A 17,541-nucleotide genomic window follows, 5' to 3' on the forward strand; every position below is an offset into this window, starting at 1 on the left:
ACCGCTTGTTTCTTTCTTACCTTGTATTTTCAATTTTTATCCCCATTTATCTACCCGTATTTATTCGATACATTATTCAATTAATTAAAAGGAACAACAAATGGCATTAGATTTCAATTCAGTTGCATTAGACTCAGTAGAAGCAAAAGGCGGTTACGGTATCGGTTTACAAATCGGTCAGCAACTTTTAGGTAGCGGTATGGATGTAAACGCAGAAGCGGTTGCTCGTGGTATTAACGATGTATTAAGCAACAACCAGCCAGCTATCGACTTAAATGAAGTAACAGCAGCGTTACAAGAATTAGGTCAGCGTGCGGAAGCCGCTCAAGCGGAAGCGTTCAAAGCGATTGATGCAGAAAACAAAGCCTTCCTAGAAGAGAACAAAAAAGCGAAAGGCGTTGTTGTAACCGAAAGCGGCTTACAATATGAAATCTTAACCGAAGGCACAGGTGAAAAACCAACAGCAAGCTCAACAGTGCGTGTTCACTACACCGGCTCATTAATTGACGGCACGGTGTTCGACAGCTCAGTAAAACGTGGTCAGCCGGCAGAATTCCCGGTAGGTGGCGTGATCCGTGGTTGGACAGAAGCATTACAATTAATGCCGGTTGGCTCAAAATGGCGTTTAACCATTCCTCAAGAACTTGCTTACGGTGAGCGTGGTGCTGGTGCGTCAATTCCACCATTCGCAACTCTTATTTTTGAAGTGGAATTATTAGATATTCTATAATTTCCAAAATCACAAAGCCCTGTGAATTTCACTCACGGGGCTTTTTACCATTTTTATCTTGAAAAATATAACCGATGACTCAGAAAAAATCCCTTATCCGCCGATTTATCAAAAATATTTTCTTATACGGCGGCTTGTTTATCCTCATCAGCTTTGTGATGGATTGGTATCGTGCTCCCACCGCTCCGGTAGAATTTGAACAGAAAGTACAATATGATATTCAAAACCAACCGAAAATCATCGCCCAATTAAGTAGCGGTAAGCCTATGTTGCTCTACTTTTGGGGAAGTTGGTGTCATTATTGCGAATTTGTTTCCCCCAATATTCAAGAACTGTCCGAGAACGGCACCGAAGTGTTAGGAGTCGCCTTAAAATCAGGCAATGATACTGAGGTACAAAGCTATCTCAATGAAAACGGCTACACCTTTGCCACTATTAATGACCCGACTGGCGAGTTTTCTCAAGGTTGGGATATTCAAGCTACGCCAACCATTTTAATGATCAAAGATGGCAAAATTATCCATCACACCACCGGCTATACCAGCCACCTTGGATTGAAATTAAGGCTTTGGTTAGCTGGGTTATTCTCTTAATAAATAAGATGTGGATATTTAGGGATTTTTCACTTCTTCTGCAACATCTGCCATAATCTGCCTAAACCATTGCTGAATAGGATCGTGGTTCGCTCTAGCGTGCCACGCCATTGCTTTTTGATATCCTTCAATCACAAAAGGCGGTTCAAGTAAGACTAAATCATTCCGACTTCGCAAAAAATGACTTGGTGCGACAGTAGCATAATCTGTCTGTTTCAATAAATCAGGCAATAATGAAAAATGCCCTACCGATATTTTTACCTTTCGTTTTTTACCTAATCTTTCTAAGGCAGTATCTGTCGCACCAGCAAAATGCCCCCCATTATAAGCAACCAACACAAACTCTAGCTGACAAAAAGTTTCTACCGTCCATTCTTGTTTTAACACAGGATGATTATGCCTTACAGCACAGGTGTAAGTTTCAGAGAAAAGGCGTTGATAATATAAATTTTCTGTTAATTCTTGCTCACCTAAAATAGCCAAATCCCATTCACCGGTTAATAACCGCTCTTCAAGTGGTTGCCCTTGAATCGGAAAAAAGGCGACTTTAACATCAGAAGCCAATTTAGCTATTTTCAACGCAAAAGGGACACCTAGCGTACGAATTCCATTTTCTGTTCCCGCTAGTTTAAACGTATATTTCAACTCTTCAGGTTTAAATTCTATTGGTTTCACTAAGGCAGAAATATTTTCCAAGATCAGTTTAACAGGTGCTTGTAAAGCTAATGCTCTATTTGTTGGCAGCATTCCGTGTGAGGAACGAATAAAAAGCGGATCATTAAACCGATGGCGAAGACGATTTAACATCGCACTGACCGCAGGCTGGGTTAAAGCTAAACGTTCTGCCGCACGGCTAACGTTTCGTTCTTCCAATAATGCGTTAAGTGCTTTTAAAAGGTTGAGATCAAGATGATTGAGTTCTTTCATAGATATAAATAAAAATAATAAAATTTATATTAATAAGTGATTATATTTATATCATATAAATATCTATACTGCATTCATCAATTACCTCTCTTCATAAGGAAAAACTATGCCACATATTAATATTAAATGTTATCCCAAAGGATTATCTGAGCAAGAATTACAAGCGTTTGCCAATGATTTAACCGCATTTGCAAGTGAACGTTTAAATACACCTGCCGAATATATCACAATTGCCTATACTGAAATTCCTGCCGAACAATGGAAAGAAACCGTGTATGACAGTGAAATTAAACCGAATCAAGATACTCTATTGCGTAAAGCACAATATAAAATGTAATCACTACAAGCGGTTATATTTTAATGAAAATTTACTCTTTTTATAATGGAGGAAAAATGAAACGAATCAAAACGATCATCCTAACTTTAGGGCTAGGTTTCACCATAAATAGTTTGGCTCAAGACAATACCGTTCGCTATTTTGGTCAATCAGAAGCAAGTTATCAACCCACTCAGCCTTATGGTATGAATGAAAAAGCGGGTAAATATGCCGACGTAGGCGATACAAAAATTTGGTATGAAATTTATGGAAAAGGTGATCCTGTGGTTGTGCTACACGGCGGTCTAGTAGGCTCACCGGCAGAAATGGGAGAATTTATTGACAACCTCGTAAAAAGTCAATACCAAGTCATTTCAATCACGACTCGAGGACATGCTAAATCCTATATAGGTACAGCTAAACCGACTTACCCACAGAAAGCTGATGATTTAAAGAAAGTCTTGGAAAACACGAACATCAAAGAGAAAGTATCATTAATTGGATTTAGTGATGGCGGCTACACCGCATTACATTTTGCCAAACAATATCCGGAGCAGACAAAACAAGTGGTTGCAATTGGTGCCGGAGAGTGGGCTAAAGGTTATATTCAAGGCTCTCGCAAAGCTGATATGAAATTTGCGGACATCGCTCAATTCGATCCACAATATTGGCAACAGCAAGCCGCTATTCGCCCCGAACCGAATAAAACGGAAGAATGGTTCGAACAAGCTAATACGACTTATAACGAAACAACAGTCAGCAAAGAGATTTTCAGTCATATTCAAGCACCGACCCTGTTAGTAGTGGGAGAAAAAGATCAGAATGCCACTTTAGATAGTGTGCTTAATGCTTATAAAATGCTACCGAAAGGCAGTTTATCCGTTATCCCAAACGCTAACCACCCTGTATTTATCGAAAACTTCTCTGCGGTTTGGAATGCTGTTCAACCATTCCTAGCACAACAGAAATAACAAATAAAATAAGCGTATCACTTTCAAGTAATACGCTTATTTTGCAAAAAATCCCTCAAAAACAACCGCTTGTTAAATCAAAAAAATCACCGGCACTAAATTCATTGTGATCATTGTGGTAATCGACAAAATCAGGCGGGACGAGCCGAAAATAAAGCCTCGGTTTTTGCCGTTATCAAATTTCACCAATAAATTCGCCATTGCGGTTAAAGCAAAGACTTCCACCACCGTGAAAATCACAGTGTAAATATAAGCGGCGGTTAAGGTAGCGGCTTGAACGGCAATAAACCAAGGTAGAATAATTGCAACAGCAAGCAGAGGCGAAACCCAAATCAACTGCTTTTTCGTTAAATTAATCTTACGGGAAAACGAGGATTGCAGGCTTACGGTTAAAATCCCGTTGATAAATAAAGCTATCGGCGAATGTTCAGGGGCGTTCAGCACTTTATCAAATAAATACGGGAAAATAATGAAATAGGACGATGCGACACTCAACGGCACAAACAGCATTAAGTGGGCGAACAAAAACTCTTTGTTAATGATTTCTTTGATTTGTGAGAGACGGAATTTCACGCCGCCGCTAATGCCCTCCACCGCTGAAAATGGTTTAACCATAAACGCAAATAGTACCGCCTCCAGCAAAAAGCAGATCCAAATCAGTGTTTCAATCATCTCAAACTTGATGAAAGGAATAATGATAAGCGGAGCTAACATTGAAGACATACTGGTTACTTTAAGATATTTGCCTTGTAAACGAGTTTTTGAGGCATATTCATTGCCTGCAAGAGCCAGCAAACAAGCTCTCGCATTTGTGCCGAACAAGCAACTGCCTAAGCCGAAACAGGTTGTCGCCATCAGCAATACAATATAATTATCCGCTACTAAAAATAGCATATACGCCACAACATCTAAGAAGCAGCCAAGTAACATCATTTTAGCTAAGCCGTAGCGATCGCCCCAAATTCCTGCCAAAATGGCTAATGCTTGGTTGCAAAATAGTAATAACGAAAGCGAAAAAGCAATTTGGGTGTTATCTAATCCTTTCCCTTTCAGATAGAAGAAAAAGACGCTCTGCATTGAAAAAAATGCGGTGGTGGAAATAAAACGGCGAGTGAGTAAGAGTTTTTCTAAAGACATTAAATGCGTATTGCGTTGTTTAAATAAAGAGCGGCTATTCTACTCCTTCGCCCGAATACGAGCAATCGCACACCGCCTTTTATTTTACCTTTGGGCTTGGTTTCGGTATTATAGCAATCATTACAAGCGGTCAGTTTTTAGTAAAAATTTACCAAAATCCAACCGCTTGCAACCCAATTTGAGGATAAAAAATGAAAGATACCATTGTTGCTCAAGCCACCCCGATTGGTCGTGGAGGCGTTGGGATTTTGCGGGTTTCCGGTCCTTTGGCGGAGACTGTTGCTGAAGCCGTGTTAGGCAAAAAATTATCGCCCCGTGTGGCAAATTATTTGCCGTTTAAAGATGAAGACGGTACGGTGTTAGATCAAGGCATCGCCTTGTTCTTTAAAGCCCCGAACTCCTTTACCGGAGAAGATGTGCTTGAATTGCAAGGACACGGCGGTCAGGTTATTTTAGACCTATTGTTAAAACGCATTCTGCAAGTCAAAGGGCTACGCATTGCCCGTGCAGGTGAATTTTCCGAGCAGGCATTTTTAAACGATAAGCTCGACCTCGCCCAAGCCGAAGCGATTGCCGATTTAATTGATGCCACCAGCGAGCAAGCCGCTCGTTCGGCATTAAAATCTCTACAAGGCGAATTTTCTAACAAAATCAATGCATTAGTAGATAATGTAATTTACTTACGAACCTATGTGGAAGCAGCTATCGACTTCCCCGATGAAGAAATCGACTTTTTAGCCGATGGCAAAATTGAAGCGAAATTAAACGAAATCATCGCCCAATTAGACGGCGTTCGCCGTGAGGCAAAACAAGGCTCAATTCTGCGTGAGGGAATGAAAGTGGTGATTGCCGGTCGCCCTAATGCAGGCAAATCAAGCCTACTCAATGCCTTAGCCGGGCGGGAAGCAGCAATCGTAACCAACATTGCCGGCACAACCCGTGATGTGCTACGTGAACACATTCACATTGATGGAATGCCTCTGCATATTATCGACACCGCTGGCTTGCGTGATGCAAGCGATGAGGTCGAACGCATTGGTATTGCTCGTGCGTGGGACGAAATCGCTCAAGCCGACCACGTTTTATTGATGATTGACAGCACCGAGCAACAAGCCGATCAGTTCCGCAATGAATGGGCGAATTTCTTAGAAAAACTACCAGCAAATATGCCCGTTACCGTCATTCGTAACAAAGTGGATTTATCGGGAGAGTCTGAAGGTTTGATCCAAGTGGATGATTTCACTGTAATCCGCCTATCCGCCCAAACCAAAGTGGGCGTGGATTTACTGCGTGAACATTTGAAAAAATCAATGGGCTATCAAAGCTCAACAGAAGGTGGCTTCTTAGCACGCCGTCGCCATTTACAAGCATTAGAAACCGCCGCTGAACATTTAGAACGTGGGCATATTCAACTTACCCAGTTCTTAGCGGGCGAACTCTTAGCGGAAGAGTTGCGATTAGTCCAAAATGCGTTGAGTGAAATCACCGGGCAATTTACCTCTGACGATCTTCTTGGCAACATCTTCAGCTCGTTTTGTATCGGCAAATAAAATGACACTTTTTAACCGCTTCCAAGCCGAGTGCAGAAAACATCTTCCCCACCAAACGAACTTTTTGATTGGCTTAAGTGGTGGAGTAGATTCGGTGGTATTGCTACACCTTTTTGCTCATACAAACTTTAACATTAGGGCAATTTATATCCATCACGGATTAAGCCCTAATGCAGACAGCTGGGCAGAATTTTGCGAACAATATTGCAAGCGGTTAAATATTCCTTTTATTTTGCAAAAAGTAACGGTTGATTCAACCAACGGTGTAGAAAACGGAGCGAGAGAAGCTCGCTATCAGGCAATTCAGCAACATTTAAAATCGAACGAAATCTTAGCAACTGCTCACCATTTAGACGACCAAGCGGAAACCTTTCTCCTCGCCTTAAAACGTGGCAGCGGAATTAAGGGATTATCCGCAATGCAAGCGGTTACTTTCTTGCAAAATTTTACCGCTTTTAGACCGCTATTAACCTTCAGTAAAGCGGAATTATTGGCTTATGCGAAGGCTCATCAGCTTCAATGGATTGAAGACGAAAGCAATACAAACAACCGATATGATCGCAATTTCCTACGCAATAAAATCTTGCCTTTATTAAACCAACGCTGGCAACAGTTTAGTGAAATGGTTGCTCGTTCCGCTCAACATTGTGCGGAACAACAAGAGCTAATTCAAGAGCTTCTCAATGATGAACTAACGAAAAGTATTGGGGAAAAAAATCAACTTTCTATTGCTCATTTTGAACATTTTTCATTACTCAAACAGCAACAATTAATTCGCTTATGGCTGGAAAAATATGGTGTGATGATGCCAAGCCAAGTGCAATTACAAGCGGTCATTTCTGAGTTAATTTTTGCAAATGCAGATAAAAATCCGCACATTAAAATCGGGGAAAAAGTGATTAGACGTTACCAACAGGCAATCTATATCACTGATGAACTCCCAGAAATCCCTGCTTTTGAAATTAAATTAGGAGCTGAAACCGAACTCGATCTTCCCCATCAATTAGGAAAAATGATACGTCATCAACAAGAAATCATTTGCAAAAAACAAGGTAAAACAGACCGCTTATTATTACCAGAAGCGTTAGCTCAAGAGCAAATTTCGCTTAGAATCAGGCAACAAGGCAAAGTGAAATGTTATGGAAAACCGCATCGGGAAGAAATGAAAAAAATCTGGCAACAGCACAATGTGCCGGTATGGGAAAGAAACCACACATTGCTCGTTTTTTGGCAAGATGAATTTGTGGCTTGTATCAAGAATTAGCCTCTTGGGTGGAATTTTTGATGCAGCGATTTCAAGCGAGCTTTTGCCACTTGAGTGTAAATTTGCGTGGTGGACAAATCACTATGCCCGAGCAACATTTGCACCACTCGTAAATCCGCACCGTGGTTCACCAAATGCGTAGCAAATGCGTGGCGAAGAACGTGTGGCGAGAGTTTATCCGCATCAATGCCTGCAAGTACCGCATAATGCTTTATCCGATGCCAAAAGGTCTGCCTTGTCATCTGCTGCCCTCGTCTGCTTGGAAATACCACATCAGATTGCTGATTATTCAACAAAATCGGACGACCATATTGGAAAAACTCCTGTATCCAATAATTCGCCTCTTCACCTAATGGCACAAGACGCTCTTTATCTCCTTTACCGATAATTCTCACCACGCCTTGCTTTAGGCTGATATTATCTGTGGAAAGCGAGACCAACTCTGTTACACGCAAACCCGTTGCATAAAGTAGCTCTAACATTGCTTTATCACGTAATTCGATTGGATCTAGCGTATTCGGCACATCAAGCAAATCCATTACCTGCTCTTCACTTAGCGATTTGGGTAAATGAGCCCCACGTTTTGGCGAAGTGAGCGTAAGCGTTGGGTCATCTTTGCGATAATTCTCAAGACTTAAAAAACGAAAAAACTTACGTAAACAACTTAACATTCGGGCTGAACTGGTTGCTTTATAGCCTTGCTCTAAACGCTCGCCTAAAAAGCCTTGTAAGTCGATATGGTTAATAGATAGGAAAACCTTTGGCTCAGAAAAATAATCAGAAAAACGCTCTAGATCAGAACGGTAAGAAGCTATAGTGTTTTCAGACAAACCGTGTTCTTGCCATAACGTATCAAGAAATTGTTCAATAATGGGGTCAAGTTCAGCCATACAAGCGGTTATTTTTATTAGAAGTTTTACAAATTCTAGCAGAATTCACAGAGTATAAAAACGAAAAAACCGATTAGTTATACACTAATCGGTTATTAAATAAATTGGCGGAACGGACGGGACTCGAACCCGCGACCCCCTGCGTGACAGGCAGGTATTCTAACCAGCTGAACTACCGCTCCGCTAAATTCTTAGATTGATAATGCCCTACTCTCACATGGCGAATCACCACACTACCATCGGCGTTACTGCGTTTTACTTCTGAGTTCGGAATGGAGTCAGGTAGAGCCACAGCACTCTGGTTATCAATCAAATTCTTTCTATTTAGTCAGTCTACTACTATCTCATTCTATCTACTAATAAACTCACTAAATAAAAACCCGACGATGCTCTACTCTCACATGGCGAATCACCACACTACCATCGACGTTACTGCGTTTTACTTCTGAGTTCGGAATGGAATCAGGTAGAACCACAGCACTATTGTCGTCGGGAAAATCCGTTAAAATCTAAAAACAAGCTGTTACTTTGAGTATGCTTTCTCTGTTCGTCTTTTCTTTGTTTGTCTTCTGTTTAGTCTTTACTCTACTTCGCTTCTCGTCTTTCTCGCTTTCGCTTCCAAAAACACTTGAGCGTTGTATAGTTAAGCCTCTCGGGCAATTAGTACGTGTTAGCTCAACGTATCACTACGCTTACACACCACGCCTATCTACGTCGTAGTCTCCAACAACCCTTACAGACTTATAGTCTGGGAGAACTCATCTCTTGGCAAGTTTCGTGCTTAGATGCTTTCAGCACTTATCTCTTCCGCACATAGCTACTCGGCAATGCGTCTGGCGACACAACCGAAACACCAGCGGTGCGTCCACTCCGGTCCTCTCGTACTAGGAGCAGCCCCAACCAATTCTCCAACGCCCACGGCAGATAGGGACCGAACTGTCTCACGACGTTCTAAACCCAGCTCGCGTACCACTTTAAATGGCGAACAGCCATACCCTTGGGACCTACTTCAGCCCCAGGATGTGATGAGCCGACATCGAGGTGCCAAACACCGCCGTCGATATGAACTCTTGGGCGGTATCAGCCTGTTATCCCCGGAGTACCTTTTATCCGTTGAGCGATGGCCCTTCCATTCAGAACCACCGGATCACTATGACCTGCTTTCGCACCTGCTCGACTTGTCTGTCTCGCAGTTAAGCTTGCTTATACCATTGCACTAACCTCACGATGTCCGACCGTGATTAGCAAACCTTCGTGCTCCTCCGTTACTCTTTGGGAGGAGACCGCCCCAGTCAAACTACCCACCAGACACTGTCCGAGTACTCGTTCCGAGCACTTCGTTAGAACATCAAACGTTAAAGGGTGGTATTTCAAGGACGCCTCCAACAACACTGGCGTGTCATCTTCAAAGGCTCCCACCTATCCTACACATCAAAATTCAATGTTCAGTGTCAAGCTATAGTAAAGGTTCACGGGGTCTTTCCGTCTAGCCGCGGGTACACCGCATCTTCACGGCGATTTCAATTTCACTGAGTCTCGGGTGGAGACAGCCTGGCCATCATTATGCCATTCGTGCAGGTCGGAACTTACCCGACAAGGAATTTCGCTACCTTAGGACCGTTATAGTTACGGCCGCCGTTTACTGGGGCTTCGATCAGGAGCTTCTCTTTCGATAACACCATCAATTAACCTTCCAGCACCGGGCAGGCATCACACCCTATACGTCCACTTTCGTGTTTGCAGAGTGCTGTGTTTTTAATAAACAGTTGCAGCCAGCTGGTATCTTCGACCGGTTCAACCTTCACCCGCGAGGGGCTACAATCTACGCCGGCGCACCTTCTCCCGAAGTTACGGTGCTATTTTGCCTAGTTCCTTCACCCGAGTTCTCTCAAGCGCCTGAGTATTCTCTACCTGACCACCTGTGTCGGTTTATAGTACGGTTCAGTGTAATCTGACGCTTAGTGGCTTTTCCTGGAAGCGTGGTATCGGTTACTTCAGCACCGTAGTGCCTCGTCATCATCTCTCAGTGTTAATGGAAGACCGGATTTGCCTAATCTTCCCACCTACCAACTTAAACAGGGATATCCAACACCCTGATAACCTAACCTTCTCCGTCCCCACATCGCAATTACACCAAGTACGGGAATATTAACCCGTTTCCCATCGACTACGCTTTTCAGCCTCGCCTTAGGGGCCGACTCACCCTGCCCCGATTAACGTTGGACAGGAACCCTTGGTCTTCCGGCGAACGAGTTTTTCACTCGTTTTGTCGTTACTTATGTCAGCATTCGCACTTCTGATACGTCCACCAAACTTCTCAATTCAGCTTCTTCCGCTTACAGAACGCTCCCCTACCCAACAATGTATCCATTGATGCCGCAGCTTCGGTGACTAGTTTTAGCCCCGTTACATCTTCCGCGCAGGCCGACTCGACTAGTGAGCTATTACGCTTTCTTTAAATGATGGCTGCTTCTAAGCCAACATCCTAGCTGTCTAAGCCTTCCCACTTCGTTTCCCACTTAACTAGTACTTTGGGACCTTAGCTGGCGGTCTGGGTTGTTTCCCTCTCCACGATGGACGTTAGCACCCACCGTGTGTCTCCTATGCATTACTCTTCGGTATTCGCAGTTTGCATCGGGTTGGTAATCCGGGATGGACCCCTAGCCGAAACAGTGCTCTACCCCCGAAGGTATTCACATAAGGCTCTACCTAAATAGATTTCGGGGAGAACCAGCTATCTCCCGGTTTGATTGGCCTTTCACCCCCAGCCACAAGTCATCCGCTAATTTTTCAACATTAGTCGGTTCGGTCCTCCAATTAGTGTTACCCAATCTTCAACCTGCCCATGGCTAGATCACCGGGTTTCGGGTCTATACCTTGCAACTACACGCCCAGTTAAGACTCGGTTTCCCTTCGGCTCCCTTATTCAGTTAACCTTGCTACAAAATATAAGTCGCTGACCCATTATACAAAAGGTACGCAGTCACAGAATAAATCTGCTCCCACTGCTTGTACGCACAAGGTTTCAGGTTCTATTTCACTCCCCTCGCCGGGGTTCTTTTCGCCTTTCCTTCACAGTACTGGTTCACTATCGGTCAATCAGGAGTATTTAGCCTTGGAGGATGGTCCCCCCATCTTCAAACAGGATATCACGTGTCCCGCCCTACTTGTTGTTAGCCTAGTACCACAAGAATGTTTTCGGATACGGGATTATCACCTTCTACGATTGAGCTTCCCAGCTCATTCTCCTAACAAACTTGCTATCACTAACTGGCTCTTTCGCGTTCGCTCGCCGCTACTAACGAAATCTCGGTTGATTTCTTTTCCTCGGGGTACTTAGATGTTTCAGTTCTCCCGGTTTGCCTCATTATCCTATGTATTCAGATAATGATAGTAGATTCTTCATCTACTGGGTTTCCCCATTCGGATATCTTGGATTAAACGCCTCTTATCGACTCATCCAAGCTTTTCGCAGATTAGCACGTCCTTCTTCGCCTCTGATTGCCAAGGCATCCACCTTGTGCGCTTAGTCACTTAACTATACAACCTCAAATGTTTTCATTTAAATTTTCATTTAAATCAATCAAACGATTTTATTTGAAGCGATATTATTCAACTAAACACTTGAGTGCTTTTGTTCACTCAAGATTTTTTATACTCAGACTTTCAATTTATTCACTATTGCTTTTTGCTTTTTGCTTTTTGCTTTTTGCTTTTTGCTTTTTGCTTTAGTGAACTTGAAAAATCTCTCAGTTTTTCAGCTTGTTTCTAAATTTTTAAAGAACATTAAGACAATAAAAATCATCTTTAAATGGCGTCCCCACGGGGATTCGAACCCCGGTTACCGCCGTGAAAGGGCGATGTCCTAGGCCTCTAGACGATGGGGACATCATTTAAAGATGCTTTCCGCTTTGCCAGTTTAGGTCAAGTATTCTAGCAATTTTTGCAAAATTTTTCAAGATTCTAACCGCTTGAATGCCTAAATCTCATTCATCTTTTTTTTGTCCTACTGCTTTATCAAACAATCTGTGTGAACACTTGCTGTCGTTCTGGCTTTACGCCATCAAGCTCTCGCTTCTTGATTCTTGGTAAGGAGGTGATCCAACCGCAGGTTCCCCTACGGTTACCTTGTTACGACTTCACCCCAGTCATGAATCATACCGTGGTAAACGCCCCCCTTGCGGTTAAGCTATCTACTTCTGGTACAACCCACTCCCATGGTGTGACGGGCGGTGTGTACAAGGCCCGGGAACGTATTCACCGCAACATTCTGATTTGCGATTACTAGCGATTCCGACTTCATGGAGTCGAGTTGCAGACTCCAATCCGGACTTAGACGTACTTTGTGAGATTCGCTCCCCATCGCTGGCTCGCTGCCCTCTGTATACGCCATTGTAGCACGTGTGTAGCCCTACTCGTAAGGGCCATGATGACTTGACGTCATCCCCACCTTCCTCCGGTTTATCACCGGCAGTCTCCTTTGAGTTCCCGACCGAATCGCTGGCAACAAAGGATAAGGGTTGCGCTCGTTGCGGGACTTAACCCAACATTTCACAACACGAGCTGACGACAGCCATGCAGCACCTGTCTCAGAGCTCCCGAAGGCACACTCGTATCTCTACAAGCTTCTCTGGATGTCAAGAGTAGGTAAGGTTCTTCGCGTTGCATCGAATTAAACCACATGCTCCACCGCTTGTGCGGGCCCCCGTCAATTCATTTGAGTTTTAACCTTGCGGCCGTACTCCCCAGGCGGTCGATTTATCACGTTAGCTACGGGCACCAGACTCAAGGTCCAATCCCCAAATCGACAGCGTTTACGGCGTGGACTACCAGGGTATCTAATCCTGTTTGCTCCCCACGCTTTCGCACATGAGCGTCAGTACATTCCCAAGGGGCTGCCTTCGCCTTCGGTATTCCTCCACATCTCTACGCATTTCACCGCTACACGTGGAATTCTACCCCTCCCTAAAGTACTCTAGACTCCCAGTCTGAAATGCAATTCCCAGGTTAAGCCCGGGGCTTTCACATCCCACTTAAAAGTCCGCCTGCGTGCCCTTTACGCCCAGTTATTCCGATTAACGCTCGCACCCCCCGTATTACCGCGGCTGCTGGCACGGAGTTAGCCGGTGCTTCTTCTGTAGTTAACGTCAATTGATTGCTCTATTAAAACAATCACCTTCCTCGCTACCGAAAGAACTTTACAACCCGAAGGCCTTCTTCATTCACGCGGCATGGCTGCATCAGGGTTCCCCCCATTGTGCAATATTCCCCACTGCTGCCTCCCGTAGGAGTCTGGACCGTGTCTCAGTTCCAGTGTGGCTGGTCATCCTCTCAGACCAGCTAGAGATCGACGGCTTGGTGAGCCATTACCTCACCAACTACCTAATCTCACTTGGGCTCATCTTATGGCAGGTGGCCCGAAAGTCCCACCCTTTAGTCCGTAGACATTACGCGGTATTAGCTACCGTTTCCAGTAGTTATCCCCCTCCATAAGCCAGATTCCCAAGCATTACTCACCCGTCCGCCACTCGTCAGCAAAGAAGCAAGCTTCTCCCTGTTACCGTTCGACTTGCATGTGTTAAGCCTGCCGCCAGCGTTCAATCTGAGCCATGATCAAACTCTTCAATTAAAAGTTTAATCGCTCAATACTGCTGACATAAAATAATCACACTAATTTAAGTAAACTTAAAAAAGTTAAAATGAATTTCTAGTTAGCACCTATTAAGACTTCAAAATTAAAAAATATTTTCAAAATCAAGTCAATCAACAAGTGCCCACACAGATTGTCTGATAAATTGTTAAAGAGCAAAATAAAACGACGCACCGGAATCAAACTTAATCTCTTCACAACAGTGCGTCGTTGTGTGGGGTGCATTATAGAGATTTTTAAAACTGTTGCAAGCCCTTTTTTTAAAGTTTTTTATCAACTGGATTATTTTTCATCAAAAACCTTAACATCGCTTAAACATCAATCACAGATAGTTGATTAAACCCCCAATCCTGCATAATTTGTCGTTTAATCTCGAATGAGGAAGTTTCTGAGGTACAAAATGCTTCATTAACTAAATCATTCTTTTGATTAAATTTCCCTTCTTCTAATAAGCTTAAAACCCGTTTAGCAATCCCTATTCCCGGATCAACAAAGTATTTCACTTTTGGTAATACTTGCTGCAATTCATTTTTTATCAAGGGAAAATGGGTGCAACCAAGAATAACCGTATCTAATGTGGAATGATCTTGCCAATCCTCAACAACTTTTTGTAAACGAGCCATATCCACTCTGCCCGTTCTCTGTTTTTCTTCTACAATTTCAACTAAATCCGTTGTACCAATTTTTTCTACTATGCAATCTTGAGCATATTTTGCAATGAGTTCATCAACATAGGGGCGAGAAACCGTTCCTTTTGTGGCTAGTAAACCGATGGTTTTACTTTCAGAAATTGCCGCAGCAGGTTTAATAGCCGGTACAGTGCCTACGATTGGAAACTGAAAATGCTCACGCAATGCAGGAAGCACAACTGTGCTTGCAGTATTGCACGCCACCACCACCATATCAAGCGGTTGTTTTTCTGCAATTTTTTGCACAATTTTCACTGCTCGTTCAATCAAAACCCTTTCTGATTTCTCGGAATAAGGGAAAAAAGCATTATCAAAACAATACAAATAGTGAGCGTAAGGTAGCACTTTACGGATTTCATCATAAATCGTTAAGCCGCCCATTCCAGAGTCATATAAAAGAATTGTTGGTTTCATTGTTATTTACTGATTAATTAAGTGCAGAAATGCTACTCCTTTCCATCGTTATATTCAAGTTCTCTCTATTTGACTTAACTATCGAAAATCGCAATAATCCTTCTATTATTTAACCAAGGAGAACATTATGCAAAAATTTAACACACAAGAAATTGGTTGGATTGGTTTAGGTCAAATGGGCGAACCAATGGCTAAACATTTACTTAATAGTGGAGTAAAAGTAGGTGTTTATAACCGCAGTCCGAAAAAAGCAGAGAAAGTAGTGGCAGCAGGCGGTAAATTATACTCCTCTGTTGTTGAGTTAGTGAAAGCTCACGATATTATTTTCTTAATGATTGCAGACTACGCTTCTATTCAGCAAGTATTAAGTGCTGAGGTCTTAGCACAGTTAAAAGGCAAATTAGTCGTGAATATGAGCACCATTTCTCCAAGTCAAAACCAAGCGGTTGAAGCACTTCTTGCAGAACACGGAGCGGAGTTTGTAGAAGCACCTGTTTCAGGCTCAAGCAAAGTAGCAGAAGCAGGAAAATTATTAGTGCTTTCCGCAGGTAAAGAAGAAATTGTTGAGCAAATCAAGCCGCTTTTCGCTGCATTTAGTACGACAACTTTCTATTATGGCTCTGTAGGCAAAGCCGGTGGTATTAAATTAATGATTAACTCACTATTAGGCATTTTCGTTCAAGCTTACAGTGAGGCATTAAATTTTGCTGATCAGTACGGCATTCCGAAAGAGCAAGTGATTGAGATGATTTCAGGTTCGTTTATGAACAGCCCGATTTTCCAAGCAAAAGTGCCGATGTACTTAGCAAATGAATTCCAACCTGCGTTTATGATGACACATATGACGAAAGATTTTAACTTAGCGAGTGAAGAAATTGCGAAGTTAGGTAAATCTTATCCGTTAATTGAACAAGCAACCAAAACCTATAATCAGGCAAATGATTCAGGCTTGAGCGAAGTGGATATGGCTGCGATTTATCAATATCTAGCAAAATAAAATCAAAAATCGGTTGGTGTAATGCCAACCGATTTTTTTATAAAACCGATTTTTTTATAAATAAGGAAAGTTTTCTAAAAACAACTCTTTGACTTCAAGGAAATAGCCATTGATTTGATACACCCCTCGGCGGGCAAAGAAACCGTTTTCTGCTTGTGCCCACTCTAATTTTTTCCTGATCGGATTTTGAGAAAACAACCATAAACCAATCGGCTCGTTACCAAGTGTCGGTATATTTGGGGCGATATTTTCAATCGTTGATCTCGGCACAAGCGTTTGAGCAAAAATCCAATTGGTATCACCATCTTTTAATAACACTTCTCTCAACCAAAAGTCTTCATTGCAAGCGGTCAAATTTTGCGAATTTTTTGCAATCCACTTTTCTTGCACCACTTCCACGTTGAAATCGGTTGCCACATCAAGTAACTTTTGAGTAAGCGACCCATCGTGCAGAAGCCAGTTTTGTTGAGTAAAAGAAAGCGGCTCCGGCACTGAATGCCATTCCGCCGCTAACAGAATTTTACGATATTTTGTAAACATAAAGAAAAAAGGTAAATTATCACGCCGACAATTTACCTTTTTTGCCTTTAAATTTAAAGATTAACCTTTAATTAATTTTCTTACACCTTCTACCACAACAGAAATTGCTTTATGTTCGGTTTCGTGGATTGTGGCTTCGTTTGGAATTTCTTGTTGAGTACGGTTTACAATCACTCCGGACACCATACCTGCTCGTAACCCTAATGCAGAACACATTGTAAAGAGCGTAGCAGATTCCATTTCAAAATTCATTACATTGAGATCTTGCCACTGTTTTAATGAACCTTGAAAATGGCGATAAATTTTGCCTGTGAAGGTGTCGTAACGCTCTTGTCCCGGATAGAACGTATCAGAAGAAGCAGTAATACCAACGTAAGGTTTAACCCCTGCATCAACCGCAGCAGCGTAAAGTGCGTTAGTACACTCAAAGTTTGCTACAGCCGGATATTCCATTGGTGCAAAGTGTTTGCTTGCACCATCTAAACGTACTGCACCGGTGGTAATTAAAATATCGCCTACGTTGATATGTTCTTGAATTGCACCTGTTGTGCCAATGCGTAAGAAGGTACGAACGCCTAATTGAGCGAGTTCTTCCACACAAATTGAAACCGAAGGACCACCAATCCCCGTTGAACAAATAACTACGGCTTCGCCTTCCACATAACCTAACCAAGAGGTAAATTCACGGGTAGATGCTAAAAACTCTGGGTTATCCATTTTTTTTGCAATACGCTCACTTCTGGCAGGATCTCCCGGTACTATCGCAATTTTTGCCCCTTTTAACATCGCTTTTGTTAAACCTAAATGAAATACTTCAGACATAACGATCTCCTTTTGATTTCTAATCATCATTCAAAATTATTCTACCTAGCA

General features: G+C 42.7%; 13 protein-coding genes, 2 tRNA genes and 4 rRNA genes. 7 read left to right on the forward strand and 12 right to left on the reverse strand.

Translation table 11 applies throughout. From position 1 onward, the window contains the following. Positions 1-100 precede the first annotated feature (100 nt). Together X781_RS11430 and X781_RS11435 are read left to right on the forward strand one after the other, a co-directional pair. Positions 101-730: an FKBP-type peptidyl-prolyl cis-trans isomerase gene (locus X781_RS11430; protein ID WP_025236966.1), complete on the forward strand. Its 630-nt coding sequence runs from the start codon at positions 101-103 to the stop codon at positions 728-730. Positions 731-804: 74 nt separating this feature from the next. Further along, positions 805-1,323, forward strand: a complete 519-nt coding sequence (locus X781_RS11435; RefSeq protein ID WP_025236967.1) for a protein disulfide oxidoreductase — start codon at positions 805-807, stop codon at positions 1,321-1,323. An 18-nt stretch (positions 1,324-1,341) separates the two neighbouring features. Here X781_RS11435 and X781_RS11440 read toward each other — a convergent pair whose 3' ends face one another. Then, on the reverse strand, positions 1,342-2,250 hold the full coding sequence (locus tag X781_RS11440; protein WP_025236968.1) for a LysR family transcriptional regulator: 909 nt from the start codon (positions 2,248-2,250) through the stop codon (positions 1,342-1,344). Between the two features lie 106 nt (positions 2,251-2,356). On the opposite strand from X781_RS11440, the gene X781_RS11445 reads away from it, so the two are divergent. Beyond that, entirely contained in the window at positions 2,357-2,587 is a 231-nt protein-coding gene (locus tag X781_RS11445; RefSeq protein WP_025236969.1) for a tautomerase family protein, read from the forward strand. A gap of 56 nt (positions 2,588-2,643) precedes the next feature. Then, positions 2,644-3,537 carry an alpha/beta fold hydrolase gene (locus tag X781_RS11450; protein ID WP_025236970.1) on the forward strand — a complete coding sequence of 298 codons (894 nt, stop codon included), beginning with the start codon at positions 2,644-2,646 and terminating at the stop codon, positions 3,535-3,537. A 72-nt stretch (positions 3,538-3,609) separates the two neighbouring features. Here the strand turns inward: X781_RS11450 and X781_RS11455 are convergent, their stop codons facing one another. Beyond that, the gene (locus X781_RS11455; RefSeq protein ID WP_025236971.1) at positions 3,610-4,674 is read right to left on the reverse strand and encodes an MFS transporter; all 1,065 of its coding nucleotides are present in this window, start codon (positions 4,672-4,674) and stop codon (positions 3,610-3,612) included. Between the two features lie 191 nt (positions 4,675-4,865). Between X781_RS11455 and mnmE the strand changes: the two genes are divergently transcribed. Both mnmE and tilS read left to right on the forward strand, forming a co-directional pair. After that, positions 4,866-6,224: a tRNA uridine-5-carboxymethylaminomethyl(34) synthesis GTPase MnmE gene (mnmE, locus tag X781_RS11460; RefSeq protein ID WP_025236972.1), complete on the forward strand. Its 1,359-nt coding sequence runs from the start codon at positions 4,866-4,868 to the stop codon at positions 6,222-6,224. A gap of 1 nt (position 6,225) precedes the next feature. Beyond that, complete coding sequence (gene tilS / locus X781_RS11465; protein ID WP_025236973.1) at positions 6,226-7,488, forward strand: tRNA lysidine(34) synthetase TilS; 1,263 nt, start codon at positions 6,226-6,228, stop codon at positions 7,486-7,488. Here the strand turns inward: tilS and xerD are convergent. The 8 genes from xerD to murI all read right to left on the reverse strand — a co-directional run bounded on the left by xerD (position 7,485) and on the right by murI (position 15,131). Next, a complete protein-coding gene (gene xerD, locus X781_RS11470) occupies positions 7,485-8,378 on the reverse strand; it encodes a site-specific tyrosine recombinase XerD (protein WP_025236974.1) in 894 nt (297 codons plus the stop codon). The two genes, tilS and xerD, sit on opposite strands and share 4 nt — an antisense overlap. A 105-nt stretch (positions 8,379-8,483) precedes the next feature. Continuing rightward, positions 8,484-8,560: transfer RNA gene (locus X781_RS11475), tRNA-Asp, on the reverse strand. Positions 8,561-8,572: 12 nt separating this feature from the next. Beyond that, positions 8,573-8,688 (reverse strand): 5S ribosomal RNA (gene rrf, locus X781_RS11480). Between the two features lie 68 nt (positions 8,689-8,756). Next, positions 8,757-8,872, reverse strand: a 5S ribosomal RNA gene (rrf, locus tag X781_RS11485). A gap of 145 nt (positions 8,873-9,017) precedes the next feature. Further along, a 23S ribosomal RNA gene (locus tag X781_RS11490) occupies positions 9,018-11,918 on the reverse strand. 272 nt (positions 11,919-12,190) lie between these two features. Then, positions 12,191-12,266 (reverse strand) — tRNA-Glu (locus tag X781_RS11495). Between the two features lie 201 nt (positions 12,267-12,467). Continuing rightward, positions 12,468-14,007, reverse strand: a 16S ribosomal RNA gene (locus X781_RS11500). Together the 16S, 23S and 5S rRNA genes with 2 tRNA genes alongside form the textbook arrangement of a ribosomal RNA operon. Before the next feature lie 332 nt (positions 14,008-14,339). Beyond that, a complete protein-coding gene (gene murI, locus X781_RS11505) occupies positions 14,340-15,131 on the reverse strand; it encodes a glutamate racemase (protein ID WP_025236975.1) in 792 nt (263 codons plus the stop codon). Positions 15,132-15,258: 127 nt separating this feature from the next. Between murI and X781_RS11510 the strand changes: the two genes are divergently transcribed. Beyond that, entirely contained in the window at positions 15,259-16,128 is an 870-nt protein-coding gene (locus X781_RS11510) for an NAD(P)-dependent oxidoreductase (RefSeq protein WP_025236976.1), read from the forward strand. A gap of 54 nt (positions 16,129-16,182) precedes the next feature. On the opposite strand, the gene X781_RS11515 is transcribed toward X781_RS11510, so the two are convergent. Beyond that, positions 16,183-16,668, reverse strand: a complete 486-nt coding sequence (locus X781_RS11515) for a chorismate--pyruvate lyase family protein (RefSeq protein WP_025236977.1) — start codon at positions 16,666-16,668, stop codon at positions 16,183-16,185. A gap of 60 nt (positions 16,669-16,728) precedes the next feature. Beyond that, entirely contained in the window at positions 16,729-17,490 is a 762-nt protein-coding gene (gene udp / locus X781_RS11520) for a uridine phosphorylase (RefSeq protein WP_025216331.1), read from the reverse strand. Positions 17,491-17,541: the final 51 nt, after the last annotated feature.

Source organism: Mannheimia sp. USDA-ARS-USMARC-1261, from assembly GCF_000521605.1.
In the GTDB taxonomy this organism is placed as follows: domain Bacteria; phylum Pseudomonadota; class Gammaproteobacteria; order Enterobacterales; family Pasteurellaceae; genus Mannheimia; species Mannheimia indoligenes.